Genomic DNA, 23,721 nt, shown 5'->3' on the forward strand with positions numbered 1-23,721 from the left:
TATGTTAAGATGAGAGCATATTTTGAGTAAAGAATGTGGGGCATAGACGGAGGTGTTTGGGGTTGAAGATACAAAAAGTTCTAAACAATAATGTCATTAGTGTGATAGATGAACATGGAAAAGAAATCGTCGTCATGGGCAGAGGTATCGCGTTTCAAAGACGTCCCGGTGACCCGGTGGACGAATCGTTAATCGATAAAGTCTTCCGCCTGGAGGATCATTCCGTTCATGAGAGGATGAAAATGCTGCTTCTGGAGGTTCCGTATGATGTGGTCAAGGTGACCGAAGAAATGATTCAATATGCACATACGAAGCTGAACCGAAGATTAAACGAGAGTCTGCACGTATCGCTCGCAGACCATATTCATTACGCGATCGAACGATTGAAGAAAAATTATCTTATTGAGAATTCACTCATTTGGGAAATTAAACGCTTGTACAAAGATGAATTTCTTGTGGCAAAGGATTGTCTTGAAATGATTGAAGAGCGCCTTCATATTGAGCTACCTGAGGATGAAGCGGGCTTTATTGCCATGCATATTATTAATGCAGAGCTCAATGAGGACATGAATACAACGGTCAATATCACAAAAGAAGTAAACGCCATTCTCACCATTGTAAAATATCATCTCAATATGGAATTTGATGAAGACTCACTCAACTTTTACCGTTTTCTCACGCATTTGCGCTTTTTTGTCCAGCGTCTGATCAACGAAACACTACTTGTCAGCGAAGATCAGGACTTATATCAGCTGATCAAGGTGAAGTATCCGAAGGCATACGAATGTGCAAAGAAGATCGCAGAATATGTCTATCAAACCTATCACCGAGATCTCACATCAGAGGAGATGCTGTACCTATCCATTCATTTGAATCGGTTGATTAAACGAGAAAAATAAAAATAGATTTTAAAAGAAAGCGTTGACATGAGAAAAGCTGAGTGGTACTATTTGCTCATAAACATAAAAGAATACGGTTTCACAATGATCGTCTTAGAGGATTGTGACTGTCCGGCAGGCAAAACCTAAACGTTCACTGAAAAAGCGCAATGGCAAGTTGCGACTATTTTTGGTGCCCGTTTAGGTTTTTATTTTGCCTAAAAACGTATTTTTTTGAAAAAAAGGGGGTTTTTGTATGAGTTATCGTCAATTAGCAGAAGACATCATCAAACACATTGGTACAGAGAAAAACGTTCATTCATTAGTCCATTGTGCCACGAGGCTTCGCTTCACACTAAATGACAGATCAAAAGCAGACAAAGCAGCCATTGAAAAATTAAATGGCGTGGTGACTGTCATGGAAAGCGGCGGCCAATTTCAAGTAGTCATTGGCAATACCGTTCCAGAGGTTTATCGAGAGATTGGGGAGTTTACGAATCTATTAGAGGATTCCGCTTCTTCATCTGCAAAATCAGGAGAAGAGAGCACAAGCCTTTTCGGAAAGTTCGTCGACATTGTCTCTGGCATTTTTACACCACTTCTTGGTGTCATGGCGGGTGCAGGTATTTTAAAAGGTCTATTAGGTATCTGTATCAATGCGAAATGGTTATCTCCTGAAGATACGTCGTATCAAATTTTATTTGCTGCATCTGACAGTTTGTTCTACTTCCTGCCATTACTGCTTGCATTCACTTCTGCTAGGAAGTTTAAAGCGAATCCATTTGTCGCTGTGACGATTGCTGGTGCACTCATTTACCCAACCATTCAAGAATTGTCAAAAGGCGGCGGAGATGTGACCTTCTTCGGTATTCCAGTCGTCTTAATGTCTTATACATCAACGGTGATCCCAATTATTTTGGCAGTGTTTGTCATGGGATATATCGAGCGTTTCTTTAACAAAGTCATTCATGAAAGTGTCAAAAACTTTATTACACCACTGATTTTACTTGTCACGGTTGTTCCACTGACACTCATTGTATTCGGACCATTTGGTGTGTATGCAGGGAACGGCATTGCCGCTGTCCTGCTAAAAGTATTCTCCTTTAGTCCTACACTTGCAGGTGCTTTAATTGCGATGGCATGGCAGGTTCTTGTGATCTTCGGTATTCACTGGGGTCTAGTGCCAGTCATTTTAAATAATATCGCCGTCCATGGAAAAGATCATATCAAGCCGGCGACTGCGCCAGCTGTATTTTCACAAGCCGGTGCTTCCATCGGTGTTATGCTGAAAACAAAGAATAAAAAACTGAAATCATTGGCTGGATCGACAGCGGTTTCTGCCGTGTTTGGGATCACAGAGCCAGCTGTATACGGGGTCACACTTCGTTTGAAAAAACCATTTATTGCAGCCGTTATCTCTGCTGGGGTCGGTGGTGCGATCATCGGTTATTCACAAAGTATTGCGATTGCGTCTGGGCTTCCAAGTTTACTGACACTCCCGATTTTCTACGGACAAGGGTTTACAGGATTTATCATCGGAATCTCGGTATCGTTTGTTCTATCCATCGTCTTGACTTACTTGATTGGATTTAAGGATCCAGTAGATGAAGATGAAACGCCAGCACCGGCTGCTGCCCCAACAATGGAAAACGAACATGGGGTCAAAGCAGCTCATGTGAAAAGTCCTTTAAAGGGCGAGGTGATCAAGCTGGAGGAAGTGCAGGATAAGGCATTCTCATCTGGTGCATTAGGAAAAGGTGCAGCCATCATTCCATCAGAAGGTAAGCTGTTTGCGCCAGTATCAGGCGTTGTGACAACGGTATTCCCGACAGGTCATGCGTACGGTCTCACTTCTGAAAGCGGAGCAGAAGTACTCATTCATATTGGACTTGATACCGTACAATTAGGGGGACAGCATTTTACGCCGAAGGTTGTGCAGGGGCAAACCGTCTCAGAAGGTGAACTGCTTGCGGAGTTTGATATTGAAGCTATCCAAGCTTCCGGCCTGTCCGTCACAACACCCGTAATTATTACCAATTCCGGTGAGTTTAGCGATATCATTGAAACAGAAGAAAAACAAATCACACCAGGACAATCATTTTTACATCTCGTTTAAGGAAGAGGAGGAAAAAATCATGAGATATTCAACACTGGCACCATTTCCAAAGGACTTTTTCTGGGGCGGATCTACTTCCGCCTATCAAGTAGAAGGTGCATGGAACGAGGATGGCAAAGGGCCATCTGTCATTGATATGAGAGCAAGTTACCCTGAAGGGACAACAGATTTTAAAGTCGCAAGCGATCACTATCACCGCTATAAAGAGGATGTGAAGATGTTTGCAGAAATGGGTTTGAAGGCTTATCGCTTCTCTATTGCATGGACACGGATCATTCCAAATGGAGATGGGGAGATCAATCAAAAGGGGATTGAATTCTATCATTCTCTCATCGATGAGTTGCGCCGCTATGATATTGAACCAATCGTGACGATGTATCATTTTGATCTGCCTCATGCACTTCAAGTAAAAGGCGGTTGGTCAAATCGTGCGACAGTCGATGCGTTTGAACGGTATGCAGAGGTTCTATTTCAGGAGTATGGTCAGAAGGTGAAATATTGGCTGACCATTAATGAACAAAACATGATGATCTTACATGGATCAGCGCTCGGTACACTTGATCCACATTTAGAAAATCCGAAAAAAGAACTTTATCAGCAAAACCATCATATGCTCGTCGCTCAAGCGAAAGCCATGACGCTTTGTCATCAAATGCTGCCCGAAGCGAAAATTGGACCAGCGCCAAACATTGCGCTCATTTATCCGGCTTCTCCAAAGCCTGAGGATGTACTTGCTGCGGCGAATTACAATGCGATCCGCAACTGGTTGTATCTTGATATGGCTGTCTACGGCCGTTATAACAACCTTGCTTGGGCGTACATGAAAGAAAAAGACATTCTTCCTGTCATTGAAGAGGGAGATATGGATATTTTGAAAAGTGCGAAGCCGGACTTCATTGCCTTTAACTACTACACATCTCAAACGGTTGAAGCGAGTAAAGGAGATGGCAATGATGAATTTGCACGCGGCGGAGATCAGCATTTGAAATCTGGTGAGGATGGCGTATACAAAGGTGGCAATAACCCGTTCCTAAGTAAAAATGCGTTTGGCTGGGAGATTGACCCTGTCGGCTTCCGTTCAACGATGCGTGAGATATACGATCGTTATCAGCTGCCTCTTATTATCACGGAAAACGGATTGGGCGCTTTCGACAAATTAGAAGAAGATGGATCGATTCAAGATGATTATCGAATTGACTATTTAGAAAAGCATATCGAACAAATCAAATGGGCAATCACAGACGGCGTCGAGGTCTTCGGATACTGCCCATGGTCTGCAATCGATCTAATCAGCACACACCAAGGATGCTCAAAGCGCTACGGGTTCATTTACGTCAACCGCGATGAATTTGACCTAAAAGACCTGAAGAGAATTCGTAAAAAGAGCTCTTACTGGTATGAAACCCTGATTCAGCAAAATGGAGAGAACATCGGGGAGTAACAAATAAAAAAGCCAATCACCTTATACGGGTGGCTGGCTTTTTTTCGTGCACTCTATTGGCAAGATCATAACGTTCGAGTTGTTTTAAAATGATAGCCTGATTTTAACAGCCTAATAAACTGCTGTCTTTTATAATTCGAAGAATATAACAATCCATTTCGCTGTTTCGAATGCTACATCAGGTGGTAGGCCAGTTTAATTGTGGCTATTTCTTTTTGTTGTAAATTTTTTATTTTTTACAATCTGTTAATTTGTAAAAACCTGATCATGTTTACCTCCACAGTGAACGGATTCTACCACAGAAATTTTCATCAAAACGAAGTGCTAAAAAATAAAAAAATGATTGCGGATGCCGCAACCAAAAAAGTAATTCTCTTAAATCTATCTTAAATCCATTGATACACTCATTTTGATTTGATAACCTTGATTTTGGAATTTAATACAAAAGGAGGAATATAAACGAAATGTTCAAAAAAACACTTGTCACCCTAATTATCCTAGCTCTTGTCATATCAATATGGACTCCATTTTCATCAGAAGCATCAGCAGAAACACATTCTATCAATTCACAAGAATTAGAAGCGTTAGTAACACCGACGGTTCTACTAAATGAACAAGCAAACAAAGAATTAGACGAACTTGAAACGAAAATGGGGGAATACATAGAGAGCCTTCCATTTACAGAAAAAGAATTCGAAAACATGTCAGAGTCAGAACAAAATAAAGTGATAGATCAATATTTCAACAATGAAGAATTTTTAGCTTTAGAAAACCGAATGAAACAACTTGACTCCAAAAGTAATCAGAGTGAAATCACAACACAAGCACTACCAATATTCTTCGTACCAATCGCAATGACCGTAGGAAGAGTTGCTTTAATGGCCATCAGATCAAAAGGTGCAAGAACGGCACTTAAATATCTAAAAAATCGAATAAAAGGATTCGGTAAAAATTACAAAATTAAATGGGATGTAAGAAATGATAAAGGACAACTTAGAAGTTTAGTTGTCGTCCTACACAAAGGAAAGAAAAAAACAACAAGGGTATTTGCTGTAGACAATGGAAAAATCCCTTTAATACCAAAAACCTCAACTTGGTATTGGCATTTCCATGTAGCTCCAAAAGATAAAATACACCATGCTCTCAGAGCATCAGTACCAAAGAAATACAAAGCAAGTCCAGGAGAAACAATATTACACTAAAAAACCCCTAATTTTTAGGGTTTTTTTTCTCTTCATGACTAGTAACTATATCAACAGGATGTATCAAGTTTTCATCATCATTATCCTCATCAATGTAAGGCATAATAAGTGAATCCAACTCTTCTTTATCATCAACTAAAGCAACGTAAGTTGTATAATCCTCTAAATCTGATGGAAACAATTCAGCTTGACCAACATTACTTTTCAATGCTTCGTCAATAGCACTCTTTAATTCTATTAAACCCTCACGATTACCAATAATATAAGAATCCATATGCCAACTTTTTTGAGCATATATATGACAAATCTTATCTCTATCTTTCATCATCTCATTACACCCTTCCTGAAAAATTTAATTGATTATGTGCCAACACGCAACCAGCTATAACATCAAACGTCTCATTGGCTACTTTATCCTCATTTTCTTCAATCCTGATTAGATATCCTTCCTAGCATCAATAAACTAATTCCAAAACTGTCACCAACATTTTTTTGCCCTTTTTTCCTTCTGCTCCGTTGTCGCAATTAATTTTTTAGTTTCTTGTTTCTCTTATGGCTTCTAATAACTTTTTATCTCTTTTAATAAGACTGCTTTGTATGTATTCTTGCTGTTTTTTCAACTTGCTGGAGGTTACAAATCCCATCTTACTCTCTACTATCATTATACCCCGAATTTCATCTCATTTATAGACTGTTTTCCGCCCAGATCAGGCCGTATACTGTTATACGCAAGTCAAAAACGATAAGGGGTGCGGCTGTATGAATGACAAGAAACAGGTTTTAGATCCTGGTCCATTTTTTCATGGGACGAAAGCAGATTTGAAGATTGGAGATCTGCTTGAACCGCTGTATTTATCCAATTTTCAGGAGAAAAAATCGAATCATATCTATTTCACCGGAACATTAAATGCGGCCAAGTGGGGTGCTGAATTAGCAAGATCTGATGCGAAAGAGAGAATTTATCTTGTGGAACCGTTAGGCGAGTTTGAACATGATCCGAATTTGACTAACAAAAAATTTCCCGGCAACCCGACACGTTCTTATCGATCGAAATCCCCTTTGAAAATCGTCGCAGAATTAGGTTCGTGGGAAAGACATTCCGATGAAGAAATCGAACATATGCTGAGCTCTTTAAAGAAATTAAGTGAAGAAGGAAAAAATGTCATATACGATTGATGCTTCTCAATCACACGAAGGCCGCCTCAACAACAGCTGGGCGGCCTTTTGTTTGATCTTATTGAAACAATGCATTCATTAGCTCATCAAATGTTTTTGATTGATTCAGTGAGTGAATGCGGTTTGGATTATCCAGTAAATCAACGGCTTGTTCAAAGAATTGATTCATGCAGGCTGCGTCATCTTTATGAATGGCTAATAAAAAGACAAGTGATACTTGGTTTCCCTGCCAGTCAATCGGCTGTTTTAAGTGTGCGATGGCTACGCAGGATGTGCCTTCATTTGTGATGAGCGGGTGCGGCATAGCAATTCCTCTGCCAAGATAGGTAGAAGACATTTGCTCACGATCCAGCACCGAGGATCGGAAAGAAGGCGTGACTAGATGCTGCGCCTCTAAACGGTTGCATAGTGTGTCTATTACCTCGTCCTTGCTCGATAGATCAGCATTCAATAAGGTCAAATTTTCTTGAAAAAATGCCATCAGCTCTTTAGAGGATGTCCCGTGTCCATTTAATAAATGAATGACCTCATTCACGCGCTGTACGTCATGATGTTCAAAGAAAGCGCTGACCTGTATGACTGGTTTTCCTTTTGAAGCGAGCGGGACGGTTGTAATGATGACATCACATGGCAAGGTGGTGCTCATGAGATAATCCTGATAGGAATAGAGCTCGACGATGTCCAGCTCGTGTTGAAAGGCTGCCTTCAATTTAATTTCGAGCAGTCTTGCTGTCCCTAGTCCAGATCCGCATACGATAATGGCTTTCTTTTTTTGCGAGGTGTCGAGCTGACTTCTTTCAAATGAAGCAGCGATGTGCAGAGCAACATATGCCGCCTCGTCTTCATTTGGCGTCCGCACCAGCCGTAAGGCATTCAGTCCGCTGACAGCCAAATCAAACGGGTATGGATAGGACGTTTTGATCTCATGTAAAAGCGGGTTTTGTAAGGATACACCATATTGGATTCGATTTAATAAGGGCTTCATATGAAGCATCAAATCTTGCTGCAGGATGTTATCATTTGCAAAACGATGTCCGCTCATTTTCTCAATGTGCTGAAGAAAGACCGCAACCGCCTGCTGAACTTCTATTGTCGTCTGATGCGGGGCGGCTTCTTTCCACGTTTGATTCGCCAATAGATGCATCACTAAGTAATCTGTTTCATCCTCTAATAAGGTGACGTGAAAGGTGCTGCTCACCTGTTGTATAATCTTTTGGGCAATTCTCATGTAGACTGGCGATTTTTGTGTGCGAGTGGTACTCGCGGATATTCGCTGGTTTTTTCGTGTCTGCTGAATCGCGATTGCTAAGTGAATGACTAAATTTTTTAAAGCAATGTCTTTAATGAGCAGAGACTCTTGATACAGGTTTGTTAAAACAATCGATCGAATGGTTTCAAGAGAAATATCAGGAAAATGGAGTTGCTCCCGCTCGGTGATATGAGAGAGTGCAGGCTCTTCCTCAAGCAGTAAGTCGGCATAGCATGTTCTTTTTTGCAATTCGTCTCCTTCTACTTTTAAGCCGAATCCAGGCTTTGAGACAAGGGTCATACCGTAACGGGCTAACAGTTCTCGCCCCTTTTTTAAATCACTGCTGACTGTCATGCGGCTGATAAACAGTTCTTCAGCCAGTTGGTCAATTTTTAAGTAACCTGATTCAAGCAATAGCTTTCTCATCATAAATCGTACACGCTCTTCTGGCATGACGGGGACAAGAGAGCGTGCAGGAAGCTTTTGCTGATGAAGCCAAAGCAGGAAGGCGTCTTGGTCACTTGTTAATAGCGTATAACCCTTTCCGCGTATGGTTTTAATCATGGCGCCAGCTTCACGTAATTGTTCATTTGCTTCTTTAATTAAATTGCGGATGGAGCGGTCAGATAAGCGAAAAGAGGCAGTGAGCTCCTCCAGCTTCACGAACCCTTTCGTTTCAAATAGCCGCTGAATCAGCTGATAGGTTCGAGGATCTGCCGTCATCATCATTGCGCTGCCTCTTCTGCCTGTAAGGCTTCGGTACCAAGAGCAATTGCGCCCATTAAACCTGATAATCCATCAAAGGAAGGCTTTGTGATGATGTCATGTAAAGGCTTTGGTAGTTTCAAATAGCCGCCAAGCCGTTTCTCTGTTTCATCAAGAATGAGCGGCAGCATAGCTGGCTGTTTCATCACACCTCCGCCGAGAATGATGCGCTCAGGTGAAAGGGTGAGTAATAAATTGGCGGTCATCTGCCCGAGATAGTAGGCATGTAGTGACCAGGCAGGATGATCTTCGGGCAGCATGGGTGCCAGTGTATGATAGCGTCCTTCAATTGCAGGTCCAGATGCCAGTCCCTCTAAACAGTCATGATGGATAGGGCAGCAGCCTCCGTAGGAATCATGAGGATGCCGCTGAACAGTGATATGACCCATTTCTGGATGCAGCAATCCGTGAATGAGGCGGTGTTCAATATAGGCACCGCCGCCTATGCCAGTTCCAACTGTGATGTAGACCAAAGAAGCAGGCTTTTCTGCTTCGGTTGAATAGCGGGCTTCTCCGAGTGCCGCACAGTTCACATCGGTATCAAGCTTCATCGGGAGCCCAAGGGCTTGTTTTAAGGTTGAGAGGAAAGGGAATTGGCGCCAGGCTGTTTTGGGGGTGTCTAATATCGTCCCATAGCTTGGGCTTTTCTCATTCACATCGACAGGACCGAAAGCCCCAATGCCAATGGCATCGACAGGATGCTTTGTAAAATAATCGATCACTTGCCGGCATGTTTCATCTGGGTTTCCCGTTGCAAAGGAAGTCATGTGTTCAATCGTTCCGTCTGTTGTTCCGTAGCCGCAGACAAATTTTGTTCCGCCTGCTTCAATGCCTCCAATTCGCATGATCAATGCCCTCCATTAAAGAGGGGCGGAATCCAAATGGACCCCGCCCCTACATGTTCATTTTTTCTTTACAATGTAGGTTTGTACCTGACAAGGTGTGAGCGGTTCAATGTGTAATGATCCATGTTGTGCTTTGAGTATATGTCCTTCAGGTGTTTCGCCTAAATTCGCTGTTTCTCCGTGCTGTAGAGATGAACTATTGATTGAAGCGGCTGTTTGACGCGTTAAAAATGGATTGAAGAGACGGATGACAATGCCTGTTCCATGCTCTTCTTTTTTCAGAGCGCTTAGAATGGCTCCGTCTGTCTCAATGTCAAGCAGGCTATAAGTAGATTGTAAGTCTTCTTTTTCATCTCGGAAAGAGAAAATTAAACGCCCGTTTAAAAAATCCGCCCGTTCGTAGCATTGAACTGGGGTGGTATACCGTTTGGCAAGCTGTGCTAAATGGCCCTCGCTGACTGCGTCTTTGCTATAGTGCATGCCGAAGGAGAACGACAGCGCCCCTTGAAGCTGAGCGTCAGGTGTCTCAACAATTTTTTCACCAGATGCGCGTCCTGGACGGTAAAGCAGGTTTTCTTTCCCCATTTTTCCGAAGCAGCGGAAGAGCGTATACGCAATCGTTGTGTAGCCCTCTCCTGTGATTTGGTATTCTCTCACGCAGTCTGTTAATAGAGCGACACCATATGTTTCATCACGAAGTGCGGTAAAGGATTGCATCGGTTCAATGGTGATCGGCTTTTCTTCCCAATGTTCATTGTTCCACCATTCAAGCTCTTGTGTAAGTTCTGTTGGGCGTTCGATGGTGCCAAATTGCTGATCGCTCAGTGAAACGCTTGATGCAATGCCTGTATCAAAGAGGACACGCAGACGATGATCTAACGCATGATTGTCGACATCGACATGAAAACGGATGATAGACTCATCTTTGTTTAATGCCACCTTCGCTGTGATCGGGAGTGAAGTCGTGACCGATTGCTGAGAACGCTCTTCTAAGTTATATGGGACAGTGAGACGAAGCTGGATGGTGAGCTCTTCCTGCAGGCCACTTTTCGATACTGTCATGTCTGCCGAAGATAGATTCTTAGATGACACATACAGATCTTCGCGCGGTGGGGAATAGTTGTAGGAATCCCCATCGTCTCCATTGTCTTCAAAGATCATTTGCTCAGAGAAAATCCGGCCTGTTTGTTTATCTGTGATGTCTAGCGATCCGTTGTCATTTGCCACAATGCGGTAATACGTATTTTCAATCGTGCGTCCTTCTGTTTGTTCCCATGCCGATTCACTTGTTTCATCGAAGACCATACTGACTTGCGAATAACCAACGGATGGTAAGTTGGCCGCTTCGATCAGTAAAACAGCTTTCCATACTTGTTTTGGCATGTACACATTTTTACTTGGATTAAGTGAAATTTGCTGTGCCAGCACATAATCTGTGACATCGGTTTTGCTTTTTACTGTGTAGTGAAGCGTTTTTCCATTGGCATCTTTTAGTGTAAAAGGACGTTCCGTGATAAAGGTTTCAACTTCAATGACTTCAGAACGCTTTGAAGGCAGTGTATTAAATAAAGTAAACGTGATCTCCTGCTCGGTTTGCAGTCGAATAGCGATGAGACGCATGTGTAAGTCTACAAGGTTCTCGGCGATTTCTTTTGCTTGCTTGTAGCGGAAGAAGACATCTTGATTCGTCGTATCACTATTACAGCCACCAATGCTGTCATGCGCTGCATTTTCAAACATGAGGTACCAAATATCGCGAACCGTATCATGCGGATAGTCGTGTCCGAGTGAATAGCTGATCGTGAGGATAGGCTCCATCACATTGACGAGATAGTTTTCAATTTGGTTGTTTAAGATTTTTAAATCAGCTCGTGTTGAAAAAATAGATTTGTGAATCCGCATATGCTTTGCATGAATGAGCTCACCTTCTAATGTTTCAAAGGATGTTCGCTCTTTTTTCACTGCTGCGATGTAATCTTCTAAACTACTGATTTGATAGTTATGCTCGTCTAGTTCATTGGCTTTTTCTAATAGATCAGGCAGGTTTTTGCGAATCGGTGCCTGGTCAAAGCCATTTGGGAAATAGACATTCTTTGTGGTGGCCTTTGCTTGCAGCGCACCGATTTTTTCAGATAAAAAGGCTTGTAAGTCCTCGTCTTTTTCAGGAATATTTCCACCGTAATAGTAGCCAAATGGCAGGTTCACCGCAAAGACCTCACTGCCGTCAGCCCCTTGCCAATTGAATTCAGTGTGATTCGTCATATGGTCTGAAACGCCGCGCCAAAAAGCCGTATCCACAATGCCGAAGCCGCGGTAAATTTGAGGCATTTGCGCGGATTGACCGAAGGAATCAGGGACATAGCCTACCTTCATCACATGACCGAACTGCTGACAGCGTTCAATTCCATATTGCAGGTTCCGTACAATGGATTCACCTGAAATGACGAGCTGGTCAGTTTGGGTATACCATGGGCCGATGATGAGACGTTTGGCTGTGACGAGCTTTTTGATTCGATTTTCATCCTCAGGGCGCCATTTCAAGTAATCATCCAATAAGGATGCCTGTGCATCGAGCATGAAATAATGGAACCTTTCGTCTGTTTCAAGGGTGTCCAATATGTCCATTACGCTTTTCATTAAGTAGATACGGGAGCGGGAGGTGGTGAAATACCATTCCCGGTCCCAGTGAGTATGTGGAATCACATGTACATTGACAGTCATTGATTAACGACACCTTTCTTTGTTCAAATTATCCTTCTAGCACAAGGTCAAAATCGTCTTCTTCTTTCTGCTTCTGGTCATGTTCTGGTTTTTTCGGTTCTTTTTTCTCAGAGAAGTTCACAAGCAGGTTGGCACCAATTCCGATGACGAGTGCGCCGGTAAGAGCTCCGATTAAATAAGCCCACCAGTTTCCGACTGAGAAGAATCCGTATAGCCCGCCAATTGGCGGCATGATGTCATGGACACCTAATAACGCAGCAACACCACTTCCGGCAGCACAAGCGACGACATTCAGCGGAATTAATTTCAAAGGATTGACGAGGGTAAAAGGAATCGCCCCTTCTGTAATGCCGATAATGCCCATGACAAGACCCCCACGTCCTGCTTCTCTAAAGGTTGGTGAGAAATTGCGTTTTCGAATCAATGTTGCAAGCCCGTATCCAAGCGGCGGAATGACAATCGCAATATTGACGAGAATGGCAGGAAGGTAGACGCCTGATAGGAAGAGCGCGTTACCGGCCATCCAAGCAGATTTATTCACTGGGCCGCCAAGATCGAATCCAATCATTGCGCCTAAAATCAAGGCGAGTGCGAGTGTGCTTGTCCCGTCAGCGACCATACCTTTGATCCATTCAATTAAAGCCGTGTTCAAAGCGCCTAATGGCCCGCCCAGCAGAACGGACATGAGAAGTCCAGTTAAGCCAACGGTAATGAGCGGTAAGATGAGCAGAGGAACAAGTCCGGCTGCGGAGCCTTGAATTTGAATTTTCCGTTTCACAAAAAGAGCGACATATCCTGCGAAGAAGCCTGCAATAACGGCACCGATAAATCCAGCATTTGTTGAGCTGGCAAGGGCACCACCGATGAAGCCGGCGGCAAGCCCTGATTTATCCGCAATCGAATAGGCGATAAATCCGGCGAGCAGGACGTTCATTAAGCCAATACCTGTCCAGCCAACCTGCTCCATTAAATAAGCCCCGTGTAAAATGCCGCCAGCATCCTTATAGGCGTTTAAATCTGAAACACCAAACCCTAATCCGACTAATTTTGCCAAACCAACGATAAGGGAGGCACCAATGATTACAGGAAGAATATAAGAAATACCGGTCATGAGATGGCCTTCAATGACTTTTAATTTTGCTTTCATTTTGCTTTGCTCCTTTCTATATGGCATTGCTCACGTTCATTGAGATTCAGATTTTTTCTTTTCAACTAGTGCTACAGCTTTTGTGATGATTTGCTCGGCATTTTTTAAGGCGCGTCCGATCTCGACACGTACAGTGGGAATGCCTGAGAAACGTTCCGCATCGTTGATATGCTGATTGGAGGCGATGATACAAAGGTCTGCTTGCTTTGCTTCCTCTGCTGAAATGCCATTCACCTGTCCCATAATTCCTTGCTGCTCGATTTTGATCTCGTGTCCGAGCTGTTTACCCGCATTCTCTAACGCCTTTGCTGCCATTGGTGTATGAGCTAACCCTGCTGGACATGAAGTGACACCGACAATTTTCATTGTGTAATCCCCTCTTTCAATTGTTGTTCAATGACTTCGTAATAATAGTCAGCGGTTTGACCTGGTTGAATCTTTTCGATGAAAGCAGGTTCCATGAGGCTGGTCGCAATGCCTGACAGTAATTTCAGGTGTGTGACATTTGCTTCTTCTAATGGAACAAGCAGTGTAAATAAATAGCTTGTGGGCAAGTCGTCGAAGCTTCCCCATTCAATAGGCTGTTCTAACTCTAAAAAAAGAAGTGAGGCCGTTTGAACAGCGGAGCTTTTTGTATGAGGAATGGCGAAGCCTTGCTGAAGTCCTGTTGAGACTTCGTCTTCGCGCGTCAACAAATCGGATAATAACCCCGCCTGATCGTTTGTAATCTGAAGGTCTTCAGCTTTCTCGGCAATGTATTGTAAAATCTCATTCTTTGATCGTCCGTTTACTTGTGTGAAAACATGATCCTTTTGGAACAAGCTGATCCCTTCTCTCTTGTTTGTTAAGCGCTTACAAGTTGATTGTAATGTACTTTTTGTCATGGTTAAATAGCATCATTTTCCGTTTGAAATGGCAAAAAGTTTATGAAGCTATTCATCTTGCTATTTGTATATCTCAAATCCTAGCTTAAAACGAGTTTAATTATGCGAAAAACAAATGCTACTAAATATATTTCTGTGATATTCTTCCAAGGTATCATAAAAGATAAGGGGGTCTTTTCATGTTCAAAAAGCAGGTCAAATCCTGTGTGATCGTACTCATGGCCATCATTCTTTGTATGGCTGCATTACCTGGATACGAGGCAGCAGCTGCGAGTAATGGAACAACTGTCAATGAAGCCATTGGGTTAAAAAATGGTGAAGTCATCTCAGGTACACTACAGAATGAGAATGAAGAGTCATGGTATCAAATCACGCCATCTGCACAAGAGGTGGCAAAGCATACGCATATGAAAATTTCTGTAAAAAGTAAACAAGTGTTGTCCATATCGGTCTATCCAAGTAAGGACAGAGCGATGAAGGATGACACTTATTCCAGATATCGTGTGGACACAGCAAGTGGAGAGGCAGAGATCGACTTCCCGCATGCATGGTCAGGTCCTTACTTTGTCAAAGTACTCTATTTAGGTTCGGAGGAAGACAGCCGTGATGAGGAAGAGGATGCGGCCTATACAATCGGGTATAAAGGAGCTAATCTACCGCCTTCTGAACCAGTGTTCTCTGAAGACGATGAGCCTGACATCATTATTATTGAGAAAAAATACGGGCGCGAAATTCTTCAATCGATTCGTACAATTGAAGATAAACGGTTTAATGAAACAGCAAATGGACAGAAGCTGAGCCGCTTGCTACAAAAGACAAAGCCGTTTCTCAAATCGAAGCTTATCAAACAAAAAAATGAGCAGCAAAAGGTATACAATCATCTGCTGACATTAAAGTCACTGCTAAATGATGTAGAGAAAAATGGTGCATATAGCGGTCATATCGTGACGCAGAAAGAACAACAGGCGATTCGTTCCCTTTTTGATATGCTCAAAGAAGCAAGTCCGGCCTATTTAAAAAAGGAATTAGAAGTAGTGAGTCAACGCATTGGACTCGATCACCTTGAAGGAAAATCGATTGGTTATGTATTAGAGAAGCAAAAGCTTGTAAAAGAAGAGAAAGTGAAGACGAATAAGATCATTTTTAAATTAAAGGATGGCCAAACGCTTCAATCTGCGAAAAAGAAGATGAAAGGCTATGGAATCCAAGAAAATCGAGTGACATCTCAGTCAGTAAGTCCCTTATTTAAAGGAATGTATGTCTATGATGTGCCAGCAGGGCAAGAATCAGCTGGAAAAACTTTAAAAGCAGGCAAAGCTGTCATTAAAACCACTGCAAGAAAACTGTCCAGTATGCCGAATGTTGAATTTGCAGAGCCTGTTCAAACCTACCGTGCACTCAGCAATGACGCGCAGTATGGTTACCAGTGGCCGCTGAAAAACAGTGCGCAAAACAGCGGGAAAAAAGGCGCTGATGTGAAGTTTGAACAAATGAATACACTGATTGGCACAAGCAAAATGAAGCAAACATTAATTGCTGTTGTGGATACAGGTGTAGACAGCCGTTTGACTGATTTAAGCGGGACTGTTCGTACGGACTTAGGTGCGAATCTCATTGGACGAAACAAAGATGCGATTGATGACAATGGACACGGGACACATGTGGCTGGCATCATTGCCGCAAAAGCCGATAACCATTACTCAATGGCAGGTCTCAATCAACATACGGGCATCATTCCGGTGAAGGTACTCGATGCCTATGGCTTTGGAGATACAGAGCATATTGCACTTGGAATCAAGCATGCTGTGGACAAAGGCGCAAAGGTCATCAACATGAGCCTTGGCGGCTACTACAGTAGGGTGATTGAATATGCAATGAACTATGCTGCGCAAAGGAATGTCCTAGTGGTCGTGGCGAGTGGAAATGATGGCGTTCCCGAAATGGGCTACCCTGCGACTTCAAAGTACGCAATGGCTATTGGTGCAAGCAACCGTATGGATATTGGCGCTGAGTTCTCAAGCTACGGCAAAGGACTGAGCATGTCTGCACCAGGATCTGATATTCCAAGCTTAATGCCAGATGGAAATGTCTCATATCTGAGCGGGACATCAATGGCGACACCATATGTGGCAGCGGCAGCAGGATTACTGCTGTCTAAAAATCCAACCTTGAAGCCGAATCAAGTAAGGAATATTTTGCAAAGTACAGCCGATAACATCTCCTTTACTTCTGTTGATGGAACAGATGACGTTTTCTATGACGAAAATGAAGAGCCTATTGTCGATCCAAAAATTCCAGGGATCGATTGGATGACAGGACATGGCAGACTGAATGCATTTGCTGCTTTAAGTGCTGTCGAACTAAATGCATCTGTGAGCAAAGTGGAGGATCAGCATCAAAAGGTAACAGGTAAAGCAAAGGCTGGCTCTGCTATTTCTGTGTATAGAGGTAAAACTCTACTTGGAAAAGGGACAGCAGGCAAAAATGGAACCTTTAGTGTGAAGATCAAGCATCAGAACAAAAACAAAGTTCTTCACATTAAGATTTCAAAAGGAAAGGCCGCAACAACGCTTAAAACAGTCGTCAAAAAAGGCAAAGCACCAGCTAAGCCGAAAGTGGGCAAAGTAACGATCAAAAGTAAAACGGTCAAAGGGACTGCGGGTGCAGGATTGACCATTAAAGTGAAAAACAAATCAAAGAAAATCATCAAAACGGTGAAAACCAACAGCAAGGGTTCATTTACGGCTAAAATCAAGCCGCAAAAAGCCAAAACAGTCTTGTATGTGACCGCTTCAGATGTGAGAAAAAGAGAAAGTAAAGCGGTGAAAGTTGTTGTTGTGAAAAAGTAAGAGGAGAGCTTCCCTTTCAAAAAAAGGGAAGTTTTTTTGTTTGATACTGGAAAAATACCAATTAATGTCGATAGTAATATAGTAGGAAAAAAAAGGAGGATTTATCGATGAAAAAAATCATGTTTGCTTTCTTTCTATCATTGCTTCTCGTATTCCCAACATTTGCACATGCAGAGGAAACAGGAGCAGTACCAGCATCCGTTCAAGTAACAAGTGTCACAGCAGCCGATAGTGGTTTAGTGAATTACGGCTATGGCAGTAAATATCGCGTGGGTTCTTATTATCCAGCTACGTTTAAAGGAACGCTAAAAGATGCAAGTGGAAATCTCATGCCCAATCAGCCGATCCAGCTTTATTTTGAAGCAGCAATCAAATCATATGCTCAAACAGCGACAGGCACAACAGACGTAAATGGACAATTTTCACTGACGTTTCAAGTTCCTGCCGGTGCAGGCTACCAATCATACAATAATGCAGGCTGGTCTACACATTACTACGATATCGTTCCAGTGACGTTCACTTCAAACGACATCAAGCTTTCTTCAAATGTCACAAGTGTGTACCATTTGGCATATACATCACGTTACTAATCTACTAGAAGAGGCGACTTGGCGAAAGCCTTGTCGTTTTTTTATATAGAAAAAAAGGATGTTCTCATGTGACATCCTTTTCTTTTTGTTAGCAAACCTGCTGGGCGGCAACCGAAAGAGTCGATAAACAAACACTCATGAGCCGTGATTCCCAGATTCGATCGAGCGTTAAATTTTTAATTCTGAGCTTTGATGGATAAGAACTTTCACACTTGAACGTTGATCCTTGAACTTTCAGCTTTGAGCTTTTATCAAGGATCATCCAGAGATGATCAGATGAGGAGGGAATAACCTTTCCCTCGGAGGTGTTTAGTTCTATCGATTTTCGGCTCACTAACAAAATCTGTTAATCGATCTGTATTTTCGTCAGCGTATTGCTTTCTGACAAGGAAAAATCAACTTCCATTTGAAAATCCTCAATTTCGGTCGAGAGCTTTTCAATCTTCACTCGAAGATGAAGCGGATCGATGATCGTTGCCTCATTTTCAGCGAGAAACGACTTGACGATCTCTTGGTTGGCAGCCGCTTGTGTTTTTCCATCTTTTCCAAACAAGGTTTCTAAATGCTGATCGAGCCTCTTCTTTACATCTGCATTGGTTTGTTCTGCTTTGTCTACTAGCTCTGTGTACACCTTTTTCAATTTCCGTAAATAACGAATATCGTATTCTATCGATGTCTTCCGTTCAATCGCTTCCGCCACTGTCATGCTGACACCCGCTACATCAATCGTTGTCGTTGCATTCGACACAACGATGGCTGATTTGATAGCATTCCTGCGCTTGATTAATGCTTGAATCGATTGGTCATCAGCCTTCGCTTTCTTTTCGATTTCTTCTTGCTGTTGAAACCCGTGCTGTATATGTTTCCCGATCATCAATCCACCAAGTACGGCTTCATCAACAGTTCGGTTGATTCTCTTATCTAACATTTTCAGTTCACTTAATGCTCTTGTAATAGTCATTTCCATAATAGTGACAACTCCCTTGGTTCATCCTGAGAATCATAGATTCCTATCATATACCAAAGTGTGCTTCTTTTACTAGTGATATCCTTTTTTGTCAGACTATTTTCATAGAAAAAACCTGGCGTTATACACCAGGTTCTTCACGTTTTTTCTGTATCCAAGCTGTCACATAATAGGCAGCATAGCAGAGCGCGATGAAAGGGATGCCGCAGATGAGGGCGATCCGCTGATTTGGATCAAAGGCAATGCCGATCACAGAGGCAAGACACAGGAAGAAGGCAGCAATCGGAACCACTGGATAGAGCGGGGTTCGAAAGGATAAATCATGGAGCTGTCCGCCTTCCTGTAAAAATCTTTTCCGAAACATCAACTGTGAGGCAGCAATCCCCATCCATACGACGACAACAGCCAGCCCAGAGATCGAGACAAGGACAAGATATACCGTTTCTGGTGCGATGACACTCGATAGCAAGGAAAGAATACCGCCGATCATACTTAAAATCAGTGCATTCAAAGGAATCCCTTTTGATGTCAGCTTCGCCAGTTTCTTAGGAAGTGTCCGTTCTTCAGAAAGAGACCAAAGCATACGGGATGACGCGTATAGTCCTGAGTTTGCGGCAGATAAGATCGCTGTTAAAATGACAAAATTCATGAAATCTGCGGCATATGGAATCCCGATTCGATCAAACACCACGACAAATGGACTTTTGATCACTCCCGCTTCTTCCACTGGAATCAAACCGGCTAAGACCACGATCGTTCCAACGAAAAACAGGACAAGACGCAATACGGTTGTGCGAATCGCTCTTGGAATGGTCTCGTCAGGATTAACACTCTCACCCGCAGCAATCCCAATCAACTCCGTACCTGAAAAAGCAAAATTGACGGCAAGCATCGTCATTAAAATCGGTAAAAATCCATTTGGGAAAAGTCCGTCTTCTCCAGTGAAGTTAGAAAAAAACGGAGCGGCTTCACCGCCTTTTAATGGAATCAAGCCAAACATCGCAGCTCCGCCAAGAATAATAAAGAGAATAATAGCCATTACTTTAATGCTGGAAAACCAAAACTCTGATTCTGCAAAAAACTTAACTGTAAACGCATTGAGTAAAAAGATAAGAAGAGCAAAGACGCCGCTCCACATCCAAACCGATGTGTCTGGGAACCAGCGCTGCATTAAAAGACCTGCTGCTGTAAATTCCGAACCAAGTGCCACCGTCCATGTCAGCCAGTAGAGCCAAGCGACTGTATAGCCTGTGCCGGGTCCAATATATTTTGTTGCATACGTATGAAACGCCCCTGTAACCGGCATGGCGACAGACAGCTCACCTAAACAGAGCATCACGAGGTACACAATTAATGCCCCGACAAGATAGGCGAGGATCGTTCCGGCAGGTCCTGCCTGATTGATGGTATACCCAGAGCTTAAAAAGAGTCCTGTTCCAATGACGCCGCCTAGAGAAAGCATGAATAGGTGGCGGCTCGTCATTTTTCGTTGATATTGTTGTGACTCATCTTTTACTTGTTCCATGTCTTCCCGCCCTTTTGCTTAGAAGTATGTGTGATGATGCTATGATGTTGTTAGTTTTAAGATGTCTGTGATATCTTCTGGGGTTGTCCGGCAGCAGCCGCCGATGATATGTGCGCCGTCTTTGTACCATTGATGCGCACATTCACCAAATGTATGCTGAGGCGTATCCCCGCTCCATACCTTTTCTTCAGGATCATATAATTCTCCTGAGTTTGGATATACGACAATCGGCTTGCTTGTCCCCTTTTTCATCTCTTGAATGAGAGAAGAGATAAATTGCGGCGGCGTACAGTTAACGCCAACAGCAGCGATCTGTTCATAAGGTTCCAAAGCTTGTACACAATCTTTGAGCAAATCACCTTCACTAATGTGGAGCTCGTCCTTTGCACTGAAGGTGATCCAAGCAGATACACCACTGAATTCATCTTGCAGCAGCTTTGCGATGGCCGTTGCTTCAATGAGACAAGGGATCGTTTCACACGCAAGAATATCTGCACCAGCTTCTACTAATGCCTGAATCCTTGGTCTGTGAAAATCAATGAGCGCCTGCTCCGTAAGTCCGTAATTTCCCTTATATTCTGAACCATCAGACAAATAAGCGCCGAATGGCCCCACAGATCCTGCAACAAATGGTTTTGTCCGACCTTTACGATGCGTTTCATCCTGCCAAAACAGATCTCGTGCATCTTTTGCTAAAGAGACAGATCGTTTCATCAGTTCAAGCGCTTCTTCTTTTGTATAGCCTTTTTCAGCGAAGCCATCAATCGTTGTTTGGTAGCTGGCTGTTGTGGCACAGTCAGCACCGGCTTGGAAATAATCCAAGTGTACTTGCTGAATCAATTCTGGCTGTTCAATGAGTATTTTGGCTGACCATAAACTGTCGTTTAAATCGCAGCCCTTTCGTTCAAGCTCTGTTGCAAGTGCACCATCTAAAATCAAAGGTGCGTGAGCCTGTAAACGGCTTTGAATAGGATTCATCGGAATTGAACACCCTCCTTTTTAGATCGGAAATAATGGATATGATATGAGGCAGTAGTTTAAATGACTAAAGTGTTTTTGTCAAGGAGTGGAACAAGCATCACACCTCGGAAAAACCCTGAAAATATGCGGGTTTCAGTGTATAAACATGCAGTCAAAATAATAGAAAACCAAGTCATTGACAGCCTCTAAAAAGAGATATATATTATGAAAAGGTTCATTTCAGAAAGCTTCATCAAAAGGCGCTGTCTTTTGATTTTTATTTTGTCCAACGACTGTCTTCTTTCGTGCAGAAAGAGGGTTTTTTATTTGCTTTAAAAAGGAGGAAAGAAGAAATTGAAAAAATGTGTAAAAGATATCGCAATGATTCTAATTGGTTCTTTTTTATTTGCCGCAGCAGTGAATATGTTTGTCATTCCACTTGAATTTGGTGAAGGCGGTGTAACGGGACTGTCCATCATTTTCTATTATTTGTTTGATATTGCACCATGGCTAACGAATCTGGTGTTTAATGCCATTTTGCTACTTGTGGGGTATAAATATTTGGACAAAAAGACGACGATCTATACTGTGGTTGCTGTCGCAAGTAACTCCCTATTTTTACACCTGACCACAACATGGGTCGTGAATGTTCACGAAATGATTATTGGGGCCATTTTCGCAGGGATTATCATCGGAATTGGGATTGGTCTTGTGCTAAGAGCAGGCGGTACAACAGCTGGTTCTGCCATTCTCGGTAGAATTGCCAACAAGTATTTAGACTGGAATGTAAGCTATGCCATCTTATTCTTTGATCTAATCGTCGTATTTGCTTCCTACTTTATTATTGGTGCGGAAAAACTAATGTTCACGATTGTGATGCTTTATGTGGGAACAAAGGTGATGGACTTCGTCATAGAAGGGCTTAACACGAAAAAAGCAGTGACGATTATTTCTTCATGCAAAGATGATATTGCCGAAGAAATCAACCACACTTTGGATCGAGGCGTGACGATTTTAAACGGCCGCGGTCATTATTCAAAGGAATCGAAGGAAATTCTCTATGCAGTCATTCAAAAGCAAGAGCTTATGCGTTTAAAGAAAATCATTAAGAAAATTGATCGAGACGCATTCGTTGTTGTCCATGACGTGCGTGATGTGTTCGGAGAAGGATTTGTGAATATATAAATCTGAAAAGATCCAAAAAGGGTCTTTTTTTTTATGTGTTATACCTCTTGTCACATTATACTATGTATTGTATAGTATATATAGTTAGGAGTTGTAATCATGAATGCACAATTAAAAAAAGGCTTACTGGAATTTTGTGTACTGGCGGTATTAAAGAATGGCGATTCCTATGGTTATCAAATCATTAAAGATATGTCCCATTGTATTGAGATTTCAGAATCGACATTGTATCCGATATTAAAGCGGTTAGAGCAAAACAATTATGTGGAGACCTATTCCCAGGAATATAACGGTCGATTAAGAAAGTACTATCGAATGACAAAGAGCGGCCGTGAGCATATGGCACAGTTTTTAGCGGAATGGGATCAAGTGATGGCGATTTACGACTTTATTTCTGGAGGACAGGGTAATGAATAAAAAAGAATTTTTAGCTAGCTTAGAGAAGCACCTGCATCGTCTAGGTGAAAAAGAAAGTGATCGGTTCATCGAGTATTACGATGAAATGATCGAGGATTATCAGGAAGATGGCTACAGTGAACAGGAGGCAGTTCATCAAGTGGGTCAGCCTGCCATTATTGCTGAAGGGATTTTGAAGGAACAAGGAATCAAAACCATTCAGGTGCCGACGTTTGGAGAAAAAGCCACAAGGCTCTCCATCCTCATTTTAGGCTTTCCGTTATGGGGCAGTATTCTTGCAACAGTCTTCCTGCTGATTCTTTCTGTGTATATGGTGATTTGGTGCATTCCACTCGTGACAGGAACAATGACGCTAGTTGGTCTGCTTGGCGGTTTTTGGAGCATCATTGGTTCTCCGTTTATCTTTCAGGACGGTTTGCATGTGGTGGTGACGCAGATCGGAGTTGGTATTCTTTTATTAGGTGTCGGATTATTATGCGGCATTGCCACGGTGTATTTGACACAGCTATTTATTCAAATGACTTTTCAAACCACAAAGGCATTCATGGGAATGTTTAAAAAGAAGGTTGTGAGAGTATGAACGTGAATGATTTAAAAAAGCAATGCATTAAATGGGGGATCATCTTCACCGTTGCCGGAGGAATTGTCATGGCAATTGGTTTTGGACTATCAGGCTTTGACCTAGATGCATATCACAACAATGACCAGAACAATGTGTTCCGCACCATCAATTGGAGCAAGCCATAAATAGACCCGCTTATGCGGGTCTCAGCTTGTAGACAAAGTCTACAAGCTTTTTTGTAT

General features: G+C 42.5%; 21 protein-coding genes. 11 read left to right on the forward strand and 10 right to left on the reverse strand.

What is annotated here, in order from left to right:
* The first annotated feature begins 62 nt into the window (after positions 1–62).
* The 4 genes from licT to C5695_RS01365 all read left to right on the forward strand — a co-directional run bounded on the left by licT (position 63) and on the right by C5695_RS01365 (position 5,637).
* Complete coding sequence (licT, locus tag C5695_RS01350; protein ID WP_117728442.1) at positions 63–899, forward strand: BglG family transcription antiterminator LicT; 837 nt, start codon at positions 63–65, stop codon at positions 897–899.
* A gap of 235 nt (positions 900–1,134) precedes the next feature.
* Positions 1,135–2,994, forward strand: a complete 1,860-nt coding sequence (locus C5695_RS01355) for a beta-glucoside-specific PTS transporter subunit IIABC (protein ID WP_117728444.1) — start codon at positions 1,135–1,137, stop codon at positions 2,992–2,994.
* A gap of 19 nt (positions 2,995–3,013) precedes the next feature.
* A complete protein-coding gene (locus C5695_RS01360; RefSeq protein ID WP_117728446.1) occupies positions 3,014–4,435 on the forward strand; it encodes a glycoside hydrolase family 1 protein in 1,422 nt (473 codons plus the stop codon).
* Positions 4,436–4,899: 464 nt separating this feature from the next.
* Positions 4,900–5,637: a hypothetical protein gene (locus C5695_RS01365; protein ID WP_117728449.1), complete on the forward strand. Its 738-nt coding sequence runs from the start codon at positions 4,900–4,902 to the stop codon at positions 5,635–5,637.
* Between the two features lie 7 nt (positions 5,638–5,644).
* Here the strand turns inward: C5695_RS01365 and C5695_RS01370 are convergent, their stop codons facing one another.
* The gene (locus C5695_RS01370; protein ID WP_233230776.1) at positions 5,645–5,965 is read right to left on the reverse strand and encodes a hypothetical protein; all 321 of its coding nucleotides are present in this window, start codon (positions 5,963–5,965) and stop codon (positions 5,645–5,647) included.
* A 431-nt stretch (positions 5,966–6,396) separates the two neighbouring features.
* Between C5695_RS01370 and arr the strand changes: the two genes are divergently transcribed.
* A complete protein-coding gene (gene arr, locus C5695_RS01375) occupies positions 6,397–6,813 on the forward strand; it encodes an NAD(+)--rifampin ADP-ribosyltransferase (RefSeq protein WP_117728451.1) in 417 nt (138 codons plus the stop codon).
* Positions 6,814–6,871: 58 nt separating this feature from the next.
* Here arr and C5695_RS01380 read toward each other — a convergent pair whose 3' ends face one another.
* From C5695_RS01380 to C5695_RS01405, 6 genes are read right to left on the reverse strand one after another with little or no spacing between them, the layout of a single operon-like run.
* Positions 6,872–8,791 carry a BglG family transcription antiterminator gene (locus C5695_RS01380; RefSeq protein WP_117728454.1) on the reverse strand — a complete coding sequence of 640 codons (1,920 nt, stop codon included), beginning with the start codon at positions 8,789–8,791 and terminating at the stop codon, positions 6,872–6,874.
* On the reverse strand, positions 8,788–9,672 hold the full coding sequence (locus C5695_RS01385) for an ROK family protein (RefSeq protein WP_117728456.1): 885 nt from the start codon (positions 9,670–9,672) through the stop codon (positions 8,788–8,790). Before C5695_RS01385 ends, C5695_RS01380 begins: the two co-directional genes overlap by 4 nt.
* Before the next feature lie 57 nt (positions 9,673–9,729).
* Positions 9,730–12,393, reverse strand: a complete 2,664-nt coding sequence (gene mngB, locus C5695_RS01390) for a mannosylglycerate hydrolase (protein WP_117728459.1) — start codon at positions 12,391–12,393, stop codon at positions 9,730–9,732.
* Between the two features lie 28 nt (positions 12,394–12,421).
* Positions 12,422–13,540, reverse strand: coding sequence for a PTS fructose transporter subunit IIC (locus C5695_RS01395; protein WP_117728461.1), 1,119 nt, complete (start codon positions 13,538–13,540; stop codon positions 12,422–12,424).
* Positions 13,541–13,576: 36 nt separating this feature from the next.
* Positions 13,577–13,906 carry a PTS fructose transporter subunit IIB gene (locus C5695_RS01400; protein WP_117728464.1) on the reverse strand — a complete coding sequence of 110 codons (330 nt, stop codon included), beginning with the start codon at positions 13,904–13,906 and terminating at the stop codon, positions 13,577–13,579.
* Positions 13,903–14,424: a PTS sugar transporter subunit IIA gene (locus tag C5695_RS01405; protein ID WP_233230777.1), complete on the reverse strand. Its 522-nt coding sequence runs from the start codon at positions 14,422–14,424 to the stop codon at positions 13,903–13,905. Before C5695_RS01405 ends, C5695_RS01400 begins: the two co-directional genes overlap by 4 nt.
* A gap of 179 nt (positions 14,425–14,603) precedes the next feature.
* On the opposite strand from C5695_RS01405, the gene C5695_RS01410 reads away from it, so the two are divergent.
* Positions 14,604–17,273 carry a S8 family peptidase gene (locus tag C5695_RS01410; protein ID WP_117728466.1) on the forward strand — a complete coding sequence of 890 codons (2,670 nt, stop codon included), beginning with the start codon at positions 14,604–14,606 and terminating at the stop codon, positions 17,271–17,273.
* A gap of 107 nt (positions 17,274–17,380) precedes the next feature.
* Positions 17,381–17,863: an Ig-like domain-containing protein gene (locus tag C5695_RS01415; RefSeq protein ID WP_117728468.1), complete on the forward strand. Its 483-nt coding sequence runs from the start codon at positions 17,381–17,383 to the stop codon at positions 17,861–17,863.
* A gap of 346 nt (positions 17,864–18,209) precedes the next feature.
* Here the strand turns inward: C5695_RS01415 and C5695_RS01420 are convergent, their stop codons facing one another.
* From C5695_RS01420 to mmuM, 3 genes are all read right to left on the reverse strand, one after another.
* Complete coding sequence (locus C5695_RS01420; protein WP_117728470.1) at positions 18,210–18,830, reverse strand: hypothetical protein; 621 nt, start codon at positions 18,828–18,830, stop codon at positions 18,210–18,212.
* A gap of 121 nt (positions 18,831–18,951) precedes the next feature.
* Positions 18,952–20,355: an S-methylmethionine permease gene (gene mmuP / locus C5695_RS01425; protein WP_117728472.1), complete on the reverse strand. Its 1,404-nt coding sequence runs from the start codon at positions 20,353–20,355 to the stop codon at positions 18,952–18,954.
* Positions 20,356–20,394: 39 nt separating this feature from the next.
* Positions 20,395–21,333, reverse strand: a complete 939-nt coding sequence (gene mmuM, locus C5695_RS01430; RefSeq protein ID WP_117728474.1) for a homocysteine S-methyltransferase — start codon at positions 21,331–21,333, stop codon at positions 20,395–20,397.
* A 336-nt stretch (positions 21,334–21,669) separates the two neighbouring features.
* Between mmuM and C5695_RS01435 the strand changes: the two genes are divergently transcribed.
* The 4 genes from C5695_RS01435 to C5695_RS20345 all read left to right on the forward strand — a co-directional run bounded on the left by C5695_RS01435 (position 21,670) and on the right by C5695_RS20345 (position 23,664).
* Positions 21,670–22,500: a YitT family protein gene (locus tag C5695_RS01435; protein WP_233230778.1), complete on the forward strand. Its 831-nt coding sequence runs from the start codon at positions 21,670–21,672 to the stop codon at positions 22,498–22,500.
* A 99-nt stretch (positions 22,501–22,599) separates the two neighbouring features.
* Entirely contained in the window at positions 22,600–22,917 is a 318-nt protein-coding gene (locus tag C5695_RS01440) for a PadR family transcriptional regulator (protein WP_117728476.1), read from the forward strand.
* Entirely contained in the window at positions 22,910–23,497 is a 588-nt protein-coding gene (locus tag C5695_RS01445) for a DUF1700 domain-containing protein (RefSeq protein WP_117728479.1), read from the forward strand. The genes C5695_RS01440 and C5695_RS01445 overlap by 8 nt, the downstream gene beginning before the upstream one ends.
* A complete protein-coding gene (locus C5695_RS20345) occupies positions 23,494–23,664 on the forward strand; it encodes a hypothetical protein (protein WP_003217225.1) in 171 nt (56 codons plus the stop codon). The genes C5695_RS01445 and C5695_RS20345 overlap by 4 nt, the downstream gene beginning before the upstream one ends.
* Positions 23,665–23,721: the final 57 nt, after the last annotated feature.

The sequence above is a fragment of the Bacillus pumilus genome (assembly GCF_003431975.1).
In the GTDB taxonomy this organism is placed as follows: Bacteria; Bacillota; Bacilli; order Bacillales; family Bacillaceae; genus Bacillus; species Bacillus pumilus_N.